The 16,664-nt window shown below is 61.8% G+C and carries 14 protein-coding genes; 2 read left to right on the forward strand and 12 right to left on the reverse strand.

Translation table 11 applies throughout. From position 1 onward, the window contains the following. Nucleotides 1–20 precede the first annotated feature (20 nt). Entirely contained in the window at nt 21–935 is a 915-nt protein-coding gene (locus tag NUH86_RS08035; RefSeq protein ID WP_267251931.1) for a nucleotidyltransferase domain-containing protein, read from the forward strand. 103 nt (nt 936–1,038) lie between these two features. Further along, on the forward strand, nt 1,039–4,026 hold the full coding sequence (locus tag NUH86_RS08040) for a RelA/SpoT domain-containing protein (protein ID WP_267251932.1): 2,988 nt from the start codon (nt 1,039–1,041) through the stop codon (nt 4,024–4,026). A 32-nt stretch (nt 4,027–4,058) separates the two neighbouring features. Here the strand turns inward: NUH86_RS08040 and NUH86_RS08045 are convergent, their stop codons facing one another. The 12 genes from NUH86_RS08045 to NUH86_RS08100 form a co-directional block, all read right to left on the reverse strand. After that, nucleotides 4,059–4,634: a hypothetical protein gene (locus tag NUH86_RS08045; protein WP_267251933.1), complete on the reverse strand. Its 576-nt coding sequence runs from the start codon at nt 4,632–4,634 to the stop codon at nt 4,059–4,061. Nucleotides 4,635–4,645: 11 nt separating this feature from the next. After that, nucleotides 4,646–5,566, reverse strand: a complete 921-nt coding sequence (locus tag NUH86_RS08050) for a hypothetical protein (RefSeq protein WP_267251934.1) — start codon at nt 5,564–5,566, stop codon at nt 4,646–4,648. Nucleotides 5,567–5,662: 96 nt separating this feature from the next. Then, nucleotides 5,663–6,127 carry an SRPBCC domain-containing protein gene (locus NUH86_RS08055; protein WP_267251935.1) on the reverse strand — a complete coding sequence of 155 codons (465 nt, stop codon included), beginning with the start codon at nt 6,125–6,127 and terminating at the stop codon, nt 5,663–5,665. A gap of 174 nt (nt 6,128–6,301) precedes the next feature. Then, the gene (locus NUH86_RS08060) at nt 6,302–6,787 is read right to left on the reverse strand and encodes a MucR family transcriptional regulator (RefSeq protein ID WP_267251936.1); all 486 of its coding nucleotides are present in this window, start codon (nt 6,785–6,787) and stop codon (nt 6,302–6,304) included. Nucleotides 6,788–6,846: 59 nt separating this feature from the next. Beyond that, on the reverse strand, nt 6,847–7,170 hold the full coding sequence (locus NUH86_RS08065; protein WP_267251937.1) for a helix-turn-helix domain-containing protein: 324 nt from the start codon (nt 7,168–7,170) through the stop codon (nt 6,847–6,849). Between the two features lie 465 nt (nt 7,171–7,635). After that, on the reverse strand, nt 7,636–8,298 hold the full coding sequence (locus NUH86_RS08070) for an RNA polymerase sigma factor (RefSeq protein WP_267251938.1): 663 nt from the start codon (nt 8,296–8,298) through the stop codon (nt 7,636–7,638). A 468-nt stretch (nt 8,299–8,766) separates the two neighbouring features. Beyond that, a complete protein-coding gene (locus NUH86_RS08075) occupies nt 8,767–9,453 on the reverse strand; it encodes a ZIP family metal transporter (protein ID WP_267251939.1) in 687 nt (228 codons plus the stop codon). A gap of 19 nt (nt 9,454–9,472) precedes the next feature. Continuing rightward, nucleotides 9,473–9,886, reverse strand: a complete 414-nt coding sequence (locus tag NUH86_RS08080; protein WP_267251940.1) for a hypothetical protein — start codon at nt 9,884–9,886, stop codon at nt 9,473–9,475. Next, nucleotides 9,887–10,372: an SRPBCC family protein gene (locus tag NUH86_RS08085; protein ID WP_267251941.1), complete on the reverse strand. Its 486-nt coding sequence runs from the start codon at nt 10,370–10,372 to the stop codon at nt 9,887–9,889. It lies immediately after the preceding gene. Continuing rightward, nucleotides 10,365–12,899, reverse strand: coding sequence for a heavy metal translocating P-type ATPase (locus NUH86_RS08090; RefSeq protein ID WP_267251942.1), 2,535 nt, complete (start codon nt 12,897–12,899; stop codon nt 10,365–10,367). Before NUH86_RS08090 ends, NUH86_RS08085 begins: the two co-directional genes overlap by 8 nt. Further along, complete coding sequence (locus tag NUH86_RS08095) at nt 12,896–13,252, reverse strand: DUF190 domain-containing protein (RefSeq protein ID WP_130752799.1); 357 nt, start codon at nt 13,250–13,252, stop codon at nt 12,896–12,898. Before NUH86_RS08095 ends, NUH86_RS08090 begins: the two co-directional genes overlap by 4 nt. Before the next feature lie 16 nt (nt 13,253–13,268). Further along, nucleotides 13,269–16,526, reverse strand: a complete 3,258-nt coding sequence (locus tag NUH86_RS08100) for an efflux RND transporter permease subunit (protein ID WP_267251943.1) — start codon at nt 16,524–16,526, stop codon at nt 13,269–13,271. Nucleotides 16,527–16,664: the final 138 nt, after the last annotated feature.

Genomic DNA, 16,664 nt, shown 5'->3' on the forward strand with positions numbered 1-16,664 from the left:
AGAACAGAAACAGGACAGCCATGCGAACAGAACTCGATCATCTCCCTCTAGCGAAGCGGCGCGAGCTTGATCGTGTCGTTCAGATTCTGTTCGAGGAATTCGATGATGCACATGGCAAACCTGACGGCCAGCGCAAGCTTGGCCGCATCCTGAAGGTCATTCTCTACGGCTCCTATGCGCGCGGCAACTGGGTTGATGAGCCGCACACGGCAAAGGCATATCAATCGGACTTCGATCTGCTCGTCATCGTCAACCAGAAGGAGCTGACCGATCGCGTGGCTTACTGGGAGAAGGCCGATGAACGCCTGAACCGTGAGCGGACGATTACCCAGAATTTAAAGACGCCCGTAAACTTCATTGTCCATTCCCTTCAGGAGGTAAATGACGGGCTCGCGCACGGGCGCTCCTTCTTCATAGATGTCGCGCGCGACGGAATCGCGCTTTATCAAGCCGAGGACAGCGAACTTCATCAGCCGAAGCCGAAAACACCGGATGAGGCGTTCACGGCTGCTTCCGAGTATTTTGAGGAGTGGTTCTCTGCGGCCCTAAGTGCTCAAAAGGGCTTTCACTTTTATATGTCTCAGAAAGAGTACCGCGATGCTGCGTTCACTCTGCACCAGGCATCTGAACGGCTGTATCACTGCATTCTTCTGGTCACGACCTTTTACACGCCACACGTCCACAATCTGGCGTTCCTGCGCACCCAAGCCGAGCGGCAATCCAATCACCTTTTCGAGGCTTGGCCCCGCGACAATGCCCGAGCCAGAGCGCGTTTTGCAAAACTCAAGGACGCCTACGTAAAGGCGCGCTTCTCAAGGCACTATCGGATCACCGAGGAAGAGCTGACCTGGCTCTCCGAACGCGTCGAGGAGCTTGGCCGCCTCGTCCACGAGGACTGCACGGCACGAATCGCTGAGCTACGCGCAGCGCTGTGATTAGATCATTCGTGGCCGTGGCGACTGACAGTCCTGAGCGCGACAGAAAGCCCAGCCTTGGCGGATTCCTGCAAAAGTGTGACCGCACGAATGCGAGGGAAATATGACGTTCGACGAATACAAGCGGGAGGGGCGCAGTCGATATAGCGCCTTTGTAAAGGCCATCCGCCATATCCTTGTCGCGGCGACCAAAGCACATTTCATTGTTCCACATGCGATCACAGGGCGCGCGAAGCAGGCGGATTCGCTTGGCAAGAAACTTCTCAATCGGGGCGTCGACCTGAACGCCGCCATCGACGAGGAAATCAAGGACCTTGCCGGAGCCCGCGTGGTCTTCCTCACCAACACACAGGTCGACGCATTCAATCACACGGGCATTATCCACGACAATTTCGAAGTCGTGACCGTGAATGTCCATCATCCCGTTCCGGGGACCGAGACCGAGACGAGACTGTTCGACAGCACCAACTATCTCGTCCAATTGAAGCCCGAGCGGTTGGCCCTTCCAGAATATCAATCCTTCGCAGGGCTCCGAGCTGAGATCCAGGTGCAGACCCTGCTCAATCATGCCTGGGCTGAAATGGGCCATGACACGATCTACAAGCAGCCCAACCTCCAGCACGTCGGGCAGAAGCGCTTGGAAGCCATCAAGGAGCGCATGGACAAGGTCATGCGTGACTATCTGCTGCCCGCCGGTCATGACTTCGACAAGATCGCGCGCGACTTCGACCAACTGATCCGCGCTGACGAAAGCGTAGACGAAACGATCGAGATCCTCGCTACATCGACTGACAACAACGATCTTTCGGAGGCGATCGGAAAGCTCGACGATCTCATCCTCCCCCATTTCGACAATCGTGCCGCACAGTTCGTGAAGCTGGTACCGTTGCTGGCCGATGCGGTTGCCCGGACCCGCGGATCGGACTCCGCGCCCGTCGAGACGGTTTTCGGAAATTATCCCGGCAAAGGCGGCGACGACATCGCACGCAAGGTTTCCCAGCTTATTAACGATCATCTCTACTGCGATCCTGAGCTGACGTTCACCACACTGGTCCGCCTGTTCGCCGGTGCGGCGACCGACATTGAACGGAAGATTTGGTTCGATCTCGCCGTCACCTTCTCGAAGCATGATCTAGCGATCTGGAATAAATACGGCCCCGCGATCCCTCAGCTGATCCTGGACGGGATTGGCAAGCTCAAGGCCGATGAGATTACGGCCGCGCGCGGCTTGATCATCGCTATGCTTGGCAATCTGCTCTCCGCCGAACTCGGCGGAACGACTCAGAACTCGATGACCACCGTGGTCTTTCATCAGGGAGCAGTCCCGGTTTCGGACGTCCTCCGCATGCAGCGCACAGAGGCGATTAACATTCTCGAGCGGCTGCTCGACGCCGCTGAGGATGACGGCGCCCGTCGCGCGGTGCTCGACGCGCTGCGCAAGGCTAGCGCAACGCCCTACAATGGCGGCAGCGACGACCTTTTGCGAACCATCATGGAGGATGGCGCGCGCGTCATCGCCATCCAGACTGCACGCATCGGCAAATGGGGGCTCGAATTGCGCCGCTGGTGCGAGACCGACGCGATCCATTGCCACTATCGTTTCCACGCGCTGCCGCCGCACATGGCGGACAATGCCGAGCTAGCCGCAGCGCAGCAGCAGATCGTCGGCGAACTGCTGGCGCTGCGCGACGCGCTCAATGCCGATCCTGAGTTCGTCCTCTACAAGACGCTCATCGGCCATGACTCGATCAGGCCCACGGCCTGGGATGAGCATCCCTTCGATCCGGATGCCACACGGGAATGGCGTGCTGGCAGCTACCCAGATATCATCGCCCAGATCACCGACGAGACTACTGGCACCTGGATCGAGCGGGTCCGACACTACCTCGCCGAACCGAAACAAACGGGCGGAGAACTCGAGTCGCTGGGCGATTGCATGAAGCTCCTGGGCGAGACGAAACCTCAAGTCGCCGCGCGTTTTCTCGACGCGATGGACGATATGCTCTCGCCGCTGCTCGTTTCGCTGCTGCTCGGCACCGACAAGAGCGGTGAGCAGTCGATCGCGCGACAGTTTATCGCCCGGTGGATTGGCGAAGGGCGGTTCCTCGCCAATCTTGGCGATTATCTGCGCTGCCAGGAGATATTTGCCCCGGATACGCTGGTCACCCTCACCGCGCGCGCGATCGAATTTGCGGACGATGATGGCGTTTTCACCGTCCTCAACGTCGCGGCGGAGCGGTTCGACAAGACGCCTGACCAACGGCTGATCGATGCCGTCTTCATGCCGGCCATTGGCCATCTGACCGACGTGAAGAAGACCAACTGGATCAACTGGGCCTGGGGCCTTCATAGAGGGGCGCTTCTTGCTGCGCTCGACGAAGCGCAGTCGCGGCACCTGGTGCAGTCCTTCGTCGACGTTCACGAAGTGGACTATCGGGCCGATCAGGTGCTGGCGATCATCGCCGACCGTTTCCCAGCAATCGTCTTCGAATTCTTCGAGGCCCGGATCTATCGCGAGCGCGATGGCAGCGACCGGCATTTCGATCCCATTCCCTTCCGGCTTCACCACCTTCAGGGGCCGCTGTCCCGAGAGCCCGCAATGCTCCTCGACGCCGCGCGGAGATGGCATAGCCATGAGCCGCTCCATCACGAATTCCGCGGCGGCCGCCTCATCGGCAATGTTTTCCCCAAGCTATCGCAGGAGATCGCGGCCCCCTTGGCCGAGGTGGTAAAAAAGGGTGATCGTGACGACCTTGCCTTCGTCCTGACCACATTGCTTGCCTATGAAGGCAACGAGCAGGTCTATCCGCTCTGCATGGATCTGGTTGATCGGCTTGAGGAAGGCGATGAGTGGCTGAGCCGCGTCTCGAGCGTCCTTGGCAAGACAGGCGTCGTGCGGGGTGAGTTCGGTTGGGTCGAAGCTGAGAGCGCGCAGCGCACGCGGCTTGAACGGTGGCGTGAAGATCCGCGAGTCAAGGTGCAGACCTATGTCCTGGACCAGTTACGGCGGATCGATCAGTCGATGGCCTGGGAGCAGCGCCGAGCCGAGCGTGATGTCGAGCAACGGAAACGAGATTGGGGCGAGGCTTGACCGGCATTGTCTCCGTTTCCCGAGACGCCCCATCACGCCGTTCCGTGATACGCAGCGATGTAGTCCTCAAGGCTGAGGCCCGAACTTTCGAACGGCGTCATGTCGAGCACCTTGCCGCCATGATCGAGTGCGGCACGAAGCGGTCCCGGCTTGATGTCGAGGGTCAACACCACCGATGAAAGTGATGCGGCAGCGACGGCTGCATCCCCCTCATTGTCGGTTAACCCACTTCCCTTGGTCCGCCGGTTCAGAAGATAGGTCTCGCTGATGGCGGCGTAGAAGGCACGCGCGTCTTCGGATTGGAAGGTTCCGAACCCAAAGCCGCCATGCCGTTCGGGCCCGCTACCCTGCCGAGCGAACCCAAACACAGCCGTCACGCCGATCGCACTGTCCGTCATTTCGCGCGCGATATAGGCCCTGATCCCGGCCTTTTCGGGACGGTCTGGGATCGCCGCGATCTCGATCTCGATCTGTCTCGGGATGAACAGGATGAACCTCTTCGCCGGCAGCTCGATTGCTAGGCGCAGATCAAGCCGTTCGAACAGGTTCCAGACATTGCTGTCGATCGTGACGGCAATTCTGCCGTCAGCGCGATTCTGATAGGGCAATTGCGTCTCTCTCAACTGAGCGCCGGGTGAGGCTGCATGATCCAACCCTCATCCGTCTGCGGCATGAGATACATCTCCTCAAGCGGCCAGTCCGGCGCCTCGACGCCAAGAATCCGCGAGAGATCCAGCACGAGCGCCCTGTCTCCGAACTGCGCGACCAGCAGCACGGCGCAGGCCGCGACCGCGGCCAGTGCATCGAGGAGCGTTGCCCGTTCGAACTCATGCTCGCGGTTGTGCTTCACGGCATTGTAAGCTGCGTACCAGGCCAGGGACTGGGTTGGCGTGTCCGCGTCCCATGTCGCAAAGGGCACGATCGGCGCGAGATCGGGATAGGGATGGAAACGGACCTGATAGGCTTTCAGCCCAAGCGGTCCGGCCAACTTCACATAATCCTCGGTGCGGAATTGCTTCTTGGATAGGCCATTGGCGACCAGAATGCCCCGCCAATGCATCTCCACTTCGGTTGCCGCGAGGATCAGCAGGTTGCGGATCTCATGGCCATAAGCAGAAAGCGTCGAGGGAGCCGGTTGCACGACCCGGCAAATCGCTTGAAGCTGAGCCACCAGCGAGGTGAGTTGGCTTTGCGCACCGGTAATATAGCGCTGCTCTGCCGCTAGTTCGGGAAGCCAGAGTTTCGCTGTCTCCATCAAGGCGATCGGGCGAGCGATGCGGGGATGATAGTCGCCCGGCGCGCGAATCATGCGCTGGAATGGGCCGGGCTCCTTCATGCCCTCAAGCCAGGGCGTCTGCCGGCGTAGGCACGCCCAGATCGTCTCGCCCGGTTCCACTGAATAGTAGCTTCCCGGACCTCCCTCGGCATTGGTGACGCCTGTTCGGGTCGCCGTCTGGTGGGTGATGCGCCAGAGTTGGCGGCCATGGCCGGCACCAATATCTCTGATGTACCAGCCTTCGTCTCCATCTCCGCTTATCACAAGTAACCCCTCCAAATCTGATCTCGTCAGGTAACGGATCAGGACTGCACTCGCAGACGGCGCCTGCGTCACCGGCATACGAGAAGCCCGAACCGCCTACTCGATGAAATTGGCAAGGTTCTTGAGTGTCGATTCCATGCCGACACGATGATCGGTCGCGCTGATTCCCGACGGCACATTCTCTGCTCTGATGCTGACCTTCGTGCCGCCCGTCACCGGCAGCAAAGCCGTGGTGATCGTCATCGTGCCGGCGAATACAGGATTGTCAGACTCGAACTGGACCTCTTCGACAATCAACTCGTCGGGGACGAGTTCGACGAAACGGCCTTCGAAGATGTCGGCATCAGCTGTCGACTTTCCGCGACCGTGTTCGGTCTCGGGATAGATAAACGCCATTTTGTAGATGCCGTCCGGGCGCGGATCAAACGCGAACACCTTTGCCGACATGCCCTTGGGCGGTCGCCAGGACGCGACCGCTTCCGGGTCCAGAAAGGCTCGGAAAATGGCTCGTTGCGACGCGATGATTGTCCGAGACGCGGTATGGGTTCGTGAGTCGCTCATTTGAGAGGACTTTAGAGAGGGGCGATCACACGCTGCAAGCGTGCGGGATGAGTTTAGGTTGGTGGCTCGAGCAACGAAGTTGGGCCGTCAGATCGGGCGCCCCCAGACCTGCCATCGTGACGAAACCGTATCGCCGGAGGTTTCGGTAGTGCCGCTGCGACCCTCCATCCGCGATCAGGATGCGGTTGCCTTCGGCTTCCGGCCGCGCCGCTTTGGTGCTGATGGCGCCGGCTCGGGGAGCGGCGGCGTTCCCCGCCCCTTCCGTCCAAGCCCGATCTTCTTTGCAAGGCTCCGGCGCTGCTCAGCATAGTTGGGCGAGACCATGGGATAATCTGCAGGAAGCTTCCACTTCGCGCGATAAGCGTCCGGCGTCAGTTGATAATGGGTCATGAGATGCCGCTTGAGCATCTTCAGCCTCTTTCCGTCCTCAAGGCAGACGATGTAGTCCGGCTTGACCGAGGTGCGGACGGAGACCGCCGGCTTCTGCTCTTCCTCCTGCACTGGCGTTGGCCCAGTGCCGAGGCCGGCGAGTGAGCCGTGGACATTGGCAATAAGCACCGGAAGATCACCGACCGCAACGCTGTTATTGGCCACGTGCGCCGAAACAATGTCGGCCGTGAGCGAGAGAAGATCGAGCTTGCTGTCGGTCGTGTCGTTCATGAGCTTCCTTTGTGATGGAAAAGCGTCGCGGCCGAGGCAGCCGGTCTTGGTGAATGATGCTATTTCGAACAAGGGCGTCTTGGCAATGATCGTTCGCCCCAGGCCTCTCGTCTCCACTGGAGGGGCGTCGTACCAACTCTGCGGACAAAGGTGTTGGTGAAATGGCTTTGATCGACGAAGCCGCATTCGAGAGCGATCTCTGCCAGCGGGGAATGCGACTGCGCCAGGAGGGTCTGGGCGAGAACAATCCTCTGTCCGATAAACCAGGTGTACGGCGCGATCCCGACCGTGTTCGTGAAAGCCCGGACGAAATAGCTCATGGACAACCGGCAAGCGCGAGCGAGATCCGAGATCACGACGGTTTCCCCGAGCTTCGCGCTCATGGTTTCCTTCGCCAGCCGCTCCTGCCACGATGCCAGGCGAGGCCCCGCAGGCGGGTGGATCGTCCCGCGCTCACCCCTTCCCGTATGGGCCAGGAGAGACGGCGCGCACTCGCCCTGCCGCGAAACGCGCGCGTTGAGATACTCGCCGGCCTTCAAGCGCGCCTTGCCGCCATCGCGACCCCCGGAGGGACAATGGGCAGGCTACGGACGCGGAACGCGGTCTGATTGCCGTTCCCAATAGTCGCCACGCGTGGGACATTGACGCCTGGAAAGGGCGCCCGTGTCAGAACACGGCGTGAGGACCCTATTACTCCCTATCGTCCCTGACACTTGGCGGGACGAAAAGGCGGTCGTCCCGGTCCAAATATTTCTTGGAGATAGAGGGGGCTGCGGAGCGGCGGTCGCAGGGGTTCGGAACCTGCGCATCGTCCGCGCGCTGCGGTCGGCGGTCAGATTATTCCGATGCTAGCGTGGCGTGCCGTCGGAAGATCCAGGTTCGCAGGATGACTCGTTACAAAGCGCGGTCCGCAGATGCCGTTCCGCGCGCGCCAGTTCCTTCTGGACGGTACGTTTGTGGAGCCCGAATTTGGCAGCGATTTCGACCTGCGTCTTCTCGTCGCGCCAGGCCGCCAGGAAGATGTCGCGCCTCTGGGCTGGCAGGGTCTCAAGCGCGTCGAGCACTCGATCCAGAGCAAGCCTTGCGCTCGCCGCGCGCTCGGGATCCGGCGCATCGTCGGTGAGATCAACGACTGCGGCGGCATCGGCGGGCGTGAACAGCATTTCATGACGTCGCCGGTTTTTCGCCAGATTGATTGCCATTCGATAGAGATAGGAGAGGGGATTTCTGACCTCTCCTATGACGGGGCCGCTCTCGAGCTTGAGATAGGCGTCGTGGAGCGCCTCAGTCGCGGCATCTGGCGATCGCAGCGCACCGCTGAGCCTGACGAGCAGCAAATCATATTCTGTTTCGAGCAAAGTACGCAGACGATCGAGAGACGCCTCCGCGATGTGGGCGGACCGGAACGGGGCGCCGGCAACCGCAAGGCTCCGCCCCACAGATGGACCGCCTGGCCCGCCCTCCCCGCGACGGGGTAAAGTGCCACCATCCTTCACGGGCTTCGTCGGCACAGCCGCCTCGCCATCCGGTCAGGATGGTCCCAGCACTTGCGCCGTGCGCGCCAAAACCCATCGGTCCTGAGAATCCGACCAGCACGAGAGAGCCGCGATATTATGTGCTCATTGGGCATGGAAGCGTCCATCATCTGAGGTAGCGCGACCAGCGGCGTCAGCGCGTGATCGATCCCCCAATCCGGCACATGCCCAAACTTGCGAATCAATCGCAACAACATAGCTGCTGTTATCCCTCGACACAACGCGACGGGCCGCCAGACGGACGTATCGGCTGAGAGCATCCGCTTCCCGAAACATGCCTATATTCCATGGCAGTCGAGGCTTTAAGCGCTGCAGGCACGCGGTCCACAAACCGCCGGCTTGACGGAGGGCGAAGACGGCCAGACTATTCTGCGGTGTCGGCACCAGGAAGCCTGTACTCCTACGAAATAGCGTTCGGCAGCGATGATCTGCCGGCGGATCGTCCTAACCAATAATCTCCTCGATGAGCAGCAAGCCCAGAAAGCCGACGAAGAACATCGCGCTGATTAGCGGGCTGTCGGGCCGCTCATGGGCCTCGACCAGCAGTTCCTCGGTGACCAGATACAGCAGGGCCATAAGGCCGAAACTCAGGAAGCCCGCGATGACCACGGGCGGAAAGGTAGCGACCGGGGTCGCGACCAGTGCGCCAACCGGAAGGAGCAACGCCAGTCCGAACGTGATGGCGATCACCTTGCGCCTGGAGCGCACCGTCTCCCCGAGTTCGGCTGTCACCGTCAATCCGAGGAACAGCACTTCGAGCGTGAGCGCGATCGTCAACAGAAGGCCGGCTTTGGCGCCTGCGATGAATGCCAGCCCGAGCACCAGTCCATCGATGAGAATGTCGATGCCGATCGCGCCCAACATCGCCACCGGCCCCTTGGTCCGTCCTTCCAGGCCTTTGAGCGACAGCATGACAGCGACCCCGAGCGCACCGCCGATGAAGGTCGCCAACGGAGATGCTTCGTGCATGACCTGCGGCAATATTTCCGCGGCGGCGGCCGCGAACACCACGCCAGCGGCAAGATGCTGCATGGCGCTGACGAATGCGGGGCTCGGTTGGCGCCAGCTCGCCCATATCGAGCCCAGGATTACCGCCAGCACCGGAATGAGCGTATATTGCAGCGCCAGCATATTCGTTCTCCTGCGAGCCCTAGATCCGACGACAGGCTTGGGCGGGATGCCCTTGACGGTTGATCGTCATCTGCCCGCCCGTTGCATCGGCTGTGATCCGATCGCCGATATACTGAAGCCCTTGCCCCGGAGCACTGAGCCGTACCGGCTTTCCGCCAGCCGTGCTGCGCACCTCGATGGTCAGGCCATCGGCAAGGAAATCGACGGTGATTTGCGCACCGTCGTCACATCCATAAATGTGACGCCCAATGATCTGCGGATTTGTGCCGGCGAAATGATCTTCGTCGTGCGGATTGGACGAGGGCGCCTGGCTGGAGCAGCCTGCCGCGCTCAATATAATCAGGGCTGCGACCGCGAGAGAAGCCCCTGAAGATCGCAAGCGTCGTGGCACCTGCTTCAGTGCCGGCCCAATTTCCGTGGGCGCGACGAACATTTAATGAGCCTTCCGTTTGGCAACGCGGCGATCACCGCGCGAAAGCGGGCGCGCCGCCGGCGAGCCGGGTCTGAGGTAGCGCTCAAGAGCCCGGTCCGATTCCTTCATGCTGCCCAGGATGCGGCCTTTCATCTTGCGCGCAGCCAGAATCGAAACGAGGCCCCAGCAGCGCGTGGTGTGATGGATCTCAGTCCCAGAGGGAATCTCGTCGATCCGATAGGTTTCCTCGAGCATCATCAGGCCCCGCAGCCCTGTCTTCCAACTGATTTCCGCGGGTTTGCGGAAGCGCGTGATCGTCGCAGGCGCCGTCAGGGGCTTGCGCAGGAAGGTGGTGTTGAACGTGTACCCGATCGCGCTGCCTTCCGATGCAACGCCCGACAGCCGGATGAACGGGTGCCACCGCGCGAAGCCGCCAAGGTCGGACACCGCCGTCCACACACGCAGCGGTGACGTCGATAGGCACATCACATGCTCCACCTCAAACATGATCGCGATCCTTGAAAGCAAGCAGCCGCAACGCATTGAACACGACGACCAGCGTCGATCCTTCATGCGCAAGGACCGCCGGACCGATTCCGAGCCCAAGGATCGTTGCCGGCAGCAACACAGCGACGACACCAAGGCTCATATAAAGATTCTGGCGAATAATCCGGCTCGTCTGCCGGCTGAGCCCAACCGCGAACGGCAAATGAGCGAGGTCATCAGCCATAAGCGCGACGTCTGCCGTCTCGAGCGCGACATCCGATCCTGCCGCTCCCATCGCAATACCCACGGTCGCATTGGCCATCGCCGGCGCATCGTTGACACCGTCACCGACCATCGCAACCTTGTCCTGCGCCTTCAGCTTCTTGATGGCCTCGACCTTGTCCTCGGGCATGAGATCGCCCCAGGCCTCATCCAGGCCCACCTGCTTGGCGATCGCGTCGGCGACACGCTGGTTGTCGCCCGAGATCATGATCATGCGGGTAATACCGAGCTCGCGCAGCCGGGCGAGTGTCGCGACGGCAGCGGCGCGGGGCGTGTCCATCAGCCCGATCACGCCAAGATAGCGCTCGCCCCTGCGGACGATCATCGTTGTCCGGCCCGTCTCCTCAAGTTTCACACCGGCATCGCGCAGCCCTTCCGGCAACGGAGCACCGTCGACCTCTCCAAATAATTTGGGACTGCCGATATGGACCGCCTCGCCTTCGACCATCGCCTGGACACCCCGACCCGTGATGCTGCGCAGGTCGGTAGCGGCCGGAATCCCCACCTCGCCGAGCCGCGCACGACCGCCAGAAGCAACGGCGGCGGCGAGCGGATGATCGCTCAGGCTCTCAACGGCGATGGCAATGCGCAGCAAATCCGCTTCGGTGGCGCCGTCGGCGGGAATAACATCGGTAATCTGGGGCCGGCCTTCGGTCAGCGTGCCAGTCTTGTCGAAAGCGATGGCCCGTAGGGTTCCAAGATTCTCGAGCGGCCCTCCTCCCTTGACCAGAACGCCGCCGCGCGCGGCCCGTGCAATTCCCGACAGCACGGCGCTTGGCGTCGCGATCGCGAGTGCGCAGGGACTGGCAGCCACCAGCACCGCCATGGCGCGATAGAAGCTGTCACGGAAGGGTTCGTCGATCACCACCCAGGCAAACAGCAGCAGCACGACGAGCGCCAGAACGGCGGGCACGAAGATCCGCTCGAAGCGGTCGGTGAAGCGCTGGGTCGGCGACTTCTGCGCCTGAGCTTCGCCGACCATCTGCACAACCTTGGCAAGCGTCGTGTCCTTGGACAGGCGGGAGACCTGCACCTCGATCGCGCCCGCGCCGTTGATCGTCCCTGCAAAGATCCGATACGCCGCCGCAACCTTGTCAGGCTGCGCCGCAGCGCCCGCGGGATCGTCGACCGGTCGCTTGTCCACCGGCATGCTCTCGCCGGTGACCGGCGCCTGGTTGACGCTTGAGGTGCCGACCACCACGAACCCATCGGCCGGCATGCGTTCGTTGGGCTTGACGATCGCGATGTCGCCGACCGCAAGCTCCTCGACAGGGATTTCCCGGGTTTGCCCGTCCCGCCGTACCAGCGCGGTCTGAGGCGCAAGTTCAGCGAGCGCCTCGATGGCACGCTTGGCCCGGCCCATCGCATAATGTTCGAGCGAATGCCCCATGCTGAACAGGAACAGCAGCAGCGCGCCTTCTGCCCAGGCACCCAGCGCGGCCGCACCGCCGGCGGCAACGAGCATGAGCGTATCGATCTCGAACCGCTTCATGCGCAAATTGTCGATCGCCTCGCGCAGCGTGAAATAGCCGCCCAAACCATAGGCCAGAATGTAGGACGCCATCGGTATCCAGGTCGGAGCGCTGGTGAGCTTTTCGACGCCGAAACCGACCGCTGCGAATGCGCCGCACATAATGGCGAAGATTATCTCGGTGTTTGCGCCGAATATCATCCCGCCATGCGCGTGATCATGGCCCTCGCCTTCTTTGCCAGCGCCATGATCATGCCCCTCATGACCCTTTTCATCGCCATGAGCATGGCCGGCATGGGCGTCGGCAGCGCCCGCCGCCGCGGGCGATGATGGCGCCCTCCCCGGCTCGGCACGGACGCCGAGGCCCATTTCCCCGAGCAGACGACGAACATCGCTCTCCGAGATTGCTTCACGGTCGAAGTCCAACCGCACGACGCCGGCAGCAGACGCATCGGCCTCGACGATACCAGGAGCGCGGAGCAGTCGTTCCGCGACAGTGCGCGCGCGGCGCTGGTTGGAGAGCCCTTCGACATTCCAGCGCAGATGCCCAAATCGCTCTGTGATCTTCGCGCCTTCGCTTTGCGCGAGTTCCCGAATGCGCGGCAAGGACAGGAAATCCGGGTCGTAATGGACACAAAGCTTTGCCGGTGCATCGCCTTCCGCCGCGATGATATGCGCGTCGCGAACACCTTCCCGCGCGCTGAGATTGGCCACCAGGCGCGCTACACAGCCATCGGCCGTGTCATCGACTTCGGGCAAGAGGAGCGGCAATTCCAGGCGCAGTTTTTCGGTCATTGCGCCTCTCCCGGCGTGTCGCTCGGGGCGAAGCTTGCAGCTTCGCCCCCCACGATCTCGACGACTTCCAGGGTCATGAGGCCAATGCCGGTCACATCGGCGAGCGAAGCGACAAAGGCCCGGAGCCGTGCGTCCTCATCCACGATCTCGATAACCAGCGACTGATCATCCTCGAGGACATGACGGCGGTGGACATGTGCTGATCGGCCAAAGCCGACCAATGCCTGAAGCACCGTAACCCCGGCCACTTTCGCGTCACGCGCGCGCGTCGCAACCACTTCGAATACCTTGCGATCGCCGAAGTAAGCGGCTTCGTCGGTGTAGATGCGCAGCAATTTTGCTTGTTCGTTCATCTTCTTGTCCTCTCTCTCAGGCCGTTGCTGGCGAGGCATTCGGGGCCTCTTCATCGTGCTGTTTTGCAGGCCGGCGACCGATCCGCTCGCCCAAGCCCAATACAACCTTGGAAATGGCGGGCAGCACCAGCAGGGTCAGGATCGTTGCCGCGATCAAACCGCCGATCACGACGGTTGCGAGCGGCTTTTGGACCTCGGCGCCGGTGCCGTGCGCGAGCGCCATCGGTACGAAGCCGATCGCCGGCACGAAGCCTGTCATGATGACCGGCCGCACCTTTTCGAATGTGCCCTCGATGATGGCGCGGCTCAACTCGACGCCCGCCTCCAGCTTCTCCCGGATCGCGGTCATCACGACGAGACCGTTCAGGACCGCGACCCCGGCGAGACAGATAAATCCGACCGCGGCGGAAACGGAGAAGGAGATGCCTGTCAGCCAGAGGGTGAAAACGCCGCCCGCAAGGCCCAAAGGCACCGCGAGAAACACCGACGCGGCCCGGGCAAGACCGCCCAGCGCCATGTAGAGCAAGCCGAAGATCGCCAGGAAACACAGGGGCACGACAATCGCGAGACGCTGCGACGCCGCTTGCAGGTTCTGGAACTGGCCACCCCACTCCAGATAGGAGCCCGATGGCAAGGCCAGCTTGTCGACTTTGGCCTGGGCCTCGGCGACGAAGGAACCGACGTCACGACCGCGCACATTGGCCTGGATGACGACGCGCCGCTTGCCATTCTCGCGGCTGATCTGGTTCAGACCTTCGCTGAACCGGAACTGCGCGACCTGCGAGAGAGGTACGGAACCCCTGTGTCCGCCGGCTTCCTGGGGAAGCAGGACAGGAAGCGCGGCCAGGGCATCGAGGCTTTCGCGCGTGGCCGCCGGTACGCGCACGGTCACCTCGAAGCGCCGATCGCCCTCAAAGAGCAAACCCGCCTCACGCCCGCCCATCGCGGCCGCAACCGTGTCGGCGACTTCCTCGATGGTCAGGCCGTAACGCGCGATCGCCGCACGATCGAACTTCACGTCGAGCGTTGGCGAACCGCTGGTTTGTTCTGCCTTTACGTCCGCAGCGCCGGGAACGGTCTGGAGCGCACGAACGATTTCCTGCGCAGTGACGCCCATCTTGTCGAGATCATCGCCGTAGAGCTTGATCGCGACATCGCCACGCACGCCCGCGATCAGCTCGTTGAAGCGGAGCTGGATGGGCTGGCTGACCTCGAAGGCATTGCCGATCTTCGCGCCGGACTTTTCTTCGATCCGCTTGAGCACGTCGGCCTTCGTGTTGACGCCTTCAGGCCATTCTTCCTGTGGTTTAAGGATCACAAAGCCATCGGAAATGTTCGGCGGCATCGGGTCGGTCGCTACCTCCGCCGTGCCGGTTTTCGAGAACATGACCTCAACTTCGGGCAGGCTGGTGACCGCCTTTTCGACCTCGCGCTGCATCTCCAGTGACCGCTCAAGCGACACGGAGGGGACGCGGGTCGAGGCAAGCGCGACATTCTTCTCGTCGAGCTGGGGGATGAACTCCTGTCCCAAGAAGCCGAAGACCAATGCCGACGCCGCGAAGAAAGCGAAGCCGGCGGCGATGAACGGCCATGGCTTTGCCACCGCTTTGTCCAGCAACGGCGCATAGCGCGCCTTGGTCTTGGCGATGATCCAGACCTCCTTTTCCGAGACCTTGCCTCGGATCAGGAGCGCAACCATCGCCGGTACGAAGGTGAGCGCAAGGATGAACGCCGCGACCAATGCGAGCATGATCGTGATGGCCATTGGCGAGAAGGTCTTGCCTTCCACACCAGTGAACATGAGCAGCGGCGCGAACGCGAGCAGGATGATGCCCTGGCCGAACACCGTCGGCTTGATCATCTCTTGGGACGCCCGCATCGTCTCTTCGAGACGTTCGCGCAGGTTGAGCAACCGGCCTTCATGCTCCTGGCGGTGGGCGAGCCGCGCCAGGCAGTTTTCAATGATGATCACCGCGCCATCGACGATCAGGCCGAAGTCGAGAGCGCCGAGGCTCATGAGGTTACCCGGCACGCGAAAGGCATTCATGCCGATCGCCATCATCAGGAACGAGAAGGGAATGATGAGGACTGCGATGATCGCCGCGCGGACATTGCCGAGCAGCAGGAACAATGCGGCTGCGACCAGGATCGCGCCTTCGATCAGATTCCTTTGAACCGTGGCGACGGTTGCGTTGACGAGCTTCGATCGGTCGAGGACCGTCGTCACCTTGATCCCTGGCGGCAGCGACTTGCCAATCCCGTCCAGTCTCTCCCCGACATTGCGCGCGACGACGCGGCTATTCTCGCCGATCAGCATCAACGCGGTGCCGATGACGGCTTCATGGCCGTTCTGGCTCGCAGCGCCCGTGCGCAACTCGCCGCCGATCTTCACATTGGCGACGTCCTTGACCGCGATCGGCAAGCCGCCACGGGTCGCGACGATGGCGTCGGCAATTTCGTCGATATCGCGAATGCGCGCGTCCGCGCGGAGCAGGAACGCCTCACCGCCGCGATTGAAGTAGTTGGCGCCGACTGCAAGGTTCGATGCCTCCAGCGCCTTGGCGAGTTCGGAATAGGAGATGCCGTAGGAGGACAGCTTCACCGGATCGGGCTCGACGATATATTGCTTGGCGTAGCCGCCAATCGAGTCGATGCCAGCGACGCCCTTTACGGTGCGAAGCTGCGGACGGATGATCCAATCCTGTACCGTGCGCAGATAAGCGGCACGGCCCACTTCGTCGGTCAGCCGAGCGCCTTCCGGGGTCAGAAAACTGCCATCCGACTGCCAGCCCGGCTGGCCGTTGCGAACGGTCGCGCCTTTCCCGCCGGGATTGGCGAAATCGACCGAATACATCAGCACTTCGCCAAGGCCCGTCGTGACCGGACCAATCTGCGGCTGCACGCCGTCGGGAAGCGTATCGCGCGCCTGTGTCAGCCGCTCGCTGACTTGCTGGCGAGCGAAGTAGAGATCGGTCTTGTCGGTGAAGATAGCCGATACCTGGCTGAAGCCGTTGCGCGACAGCGAGCGGGTGGTTTCAAGGCCGGGAATGCCAGCCAGGGCGGTCTCGATCGGGAAGGTGACGCGCTTTTCGATTTCAATCGGCGACAGGCCGCGTTCGACGGTGTTGATCTGGACCTGATTGTTGGTGATGTCCGGCACTGCGTCGATCGGCAGCTTTGTCAGCTGCCACGCGCCGAAGCCGGCGATGACGAGAAAAAGGAGAACGACCGCCCAGCGTGCGCGGACGGATAGCGCCATTAAGTTCGCGATCATGGGTACATTCCTGGGATCGTGCCCGCCGCGTCAGCGGTGGAGGCGTAGGACACAATGATTTGGGAGACAGCGGCAGCGTCTGCGATCGGCAAGCGCACGGCATATGAACCGGTGCGTGAACCCTTGGGGGCGATCCTG

The sequence above is a fragment of the Sphingobium sp. JS3065 genome (assembly GCF_026427355.1).
GTDB lineage: Bacteria > Pseudomonadota > Alphaproteobacteria > Sphingomonadales > Sphingomonadaceae > Sphingobium.

Bases quoted from the DNA above. Each gene is read 5' to 3' on its own strand.
- NUH86_RS08035 (WP_267251931.1), top strand. From the start codon at position 21: ATGCGAACAGAACTCGATCATCTCCCTCTAGCGAAGCGGCGCGAGCTT.
- NUH86_RS08090 (WP_267251942.1), bottom strand. From the start codon at position 12,899: ATGACCGAAAAACTGCGCCTGGAATTGCCGCTCCTCTTGCCCGAAGTC.
- NUH86_RS08055 (WP_267251935.1), bottom strand. From the start codon at position 6,127: ATGAGCGACTCACGAACCCATACCGCGTCTCGGACAATCATCGCGTCG.
- NUH86_RS08060 (WP_267251936.1), bottom strand. From the start codon at position 6,787: ATGAACGACACGACCGACAGCAAGCTCGATCTTCTCTCGCTCACGGCC.
- NUH86_RS08100 (WP_267251943.1), bottom strand. From the start codon at position 16,526: ATGATCGCGAACTTAATGGCGCTATCCGTCCGCGCACGCTGGGCGGTC.
- NUH86_RS08085 (WP_267251941.1), bottom strand. From the start codon at position 10,372: ATGTTTGAGGTGGAGCATGTGATGTGCCTATCGACGTCACCGCTGCGT.
- NUH86_RS08080 (WP_267251940.1), bottom strand. From the start codon at position 9,886: ATGTTCGTCGCGCCCACGGAAATTGGGCCGGCACTGAAGCAGGTGCCA.
- NUH86_RS08040 (WP_267251932.1), top strand. From the start codon at position 1,039: ATGACGTTCGACGAATACAAGCGGGAGGGGCGCAGTCGATATAGCGCC.
- NUH86_RS08075 (WP_267251939.1), bottom strand. From the start codon at position 9,453: ATGCTGGCGCTGCAATATACGCTCATTCCGGTGCTGGCGGTAATCCTG.
- NUH86_RS08065 (WP_267251937.1), bottom strand. From the start codon at position 7,170: ATGAGCGCGAAGCTCGGGGAAACCGTCGTGATCTCGGATCTCGCTCGC.
- NUH86_RS08095 (WP_130752799.1), bottom strand. From the start codon at position 13,252: ATGAACGAACAAGCAAAATTGCTGCGCATCTACACCGACGAAGCCGCT.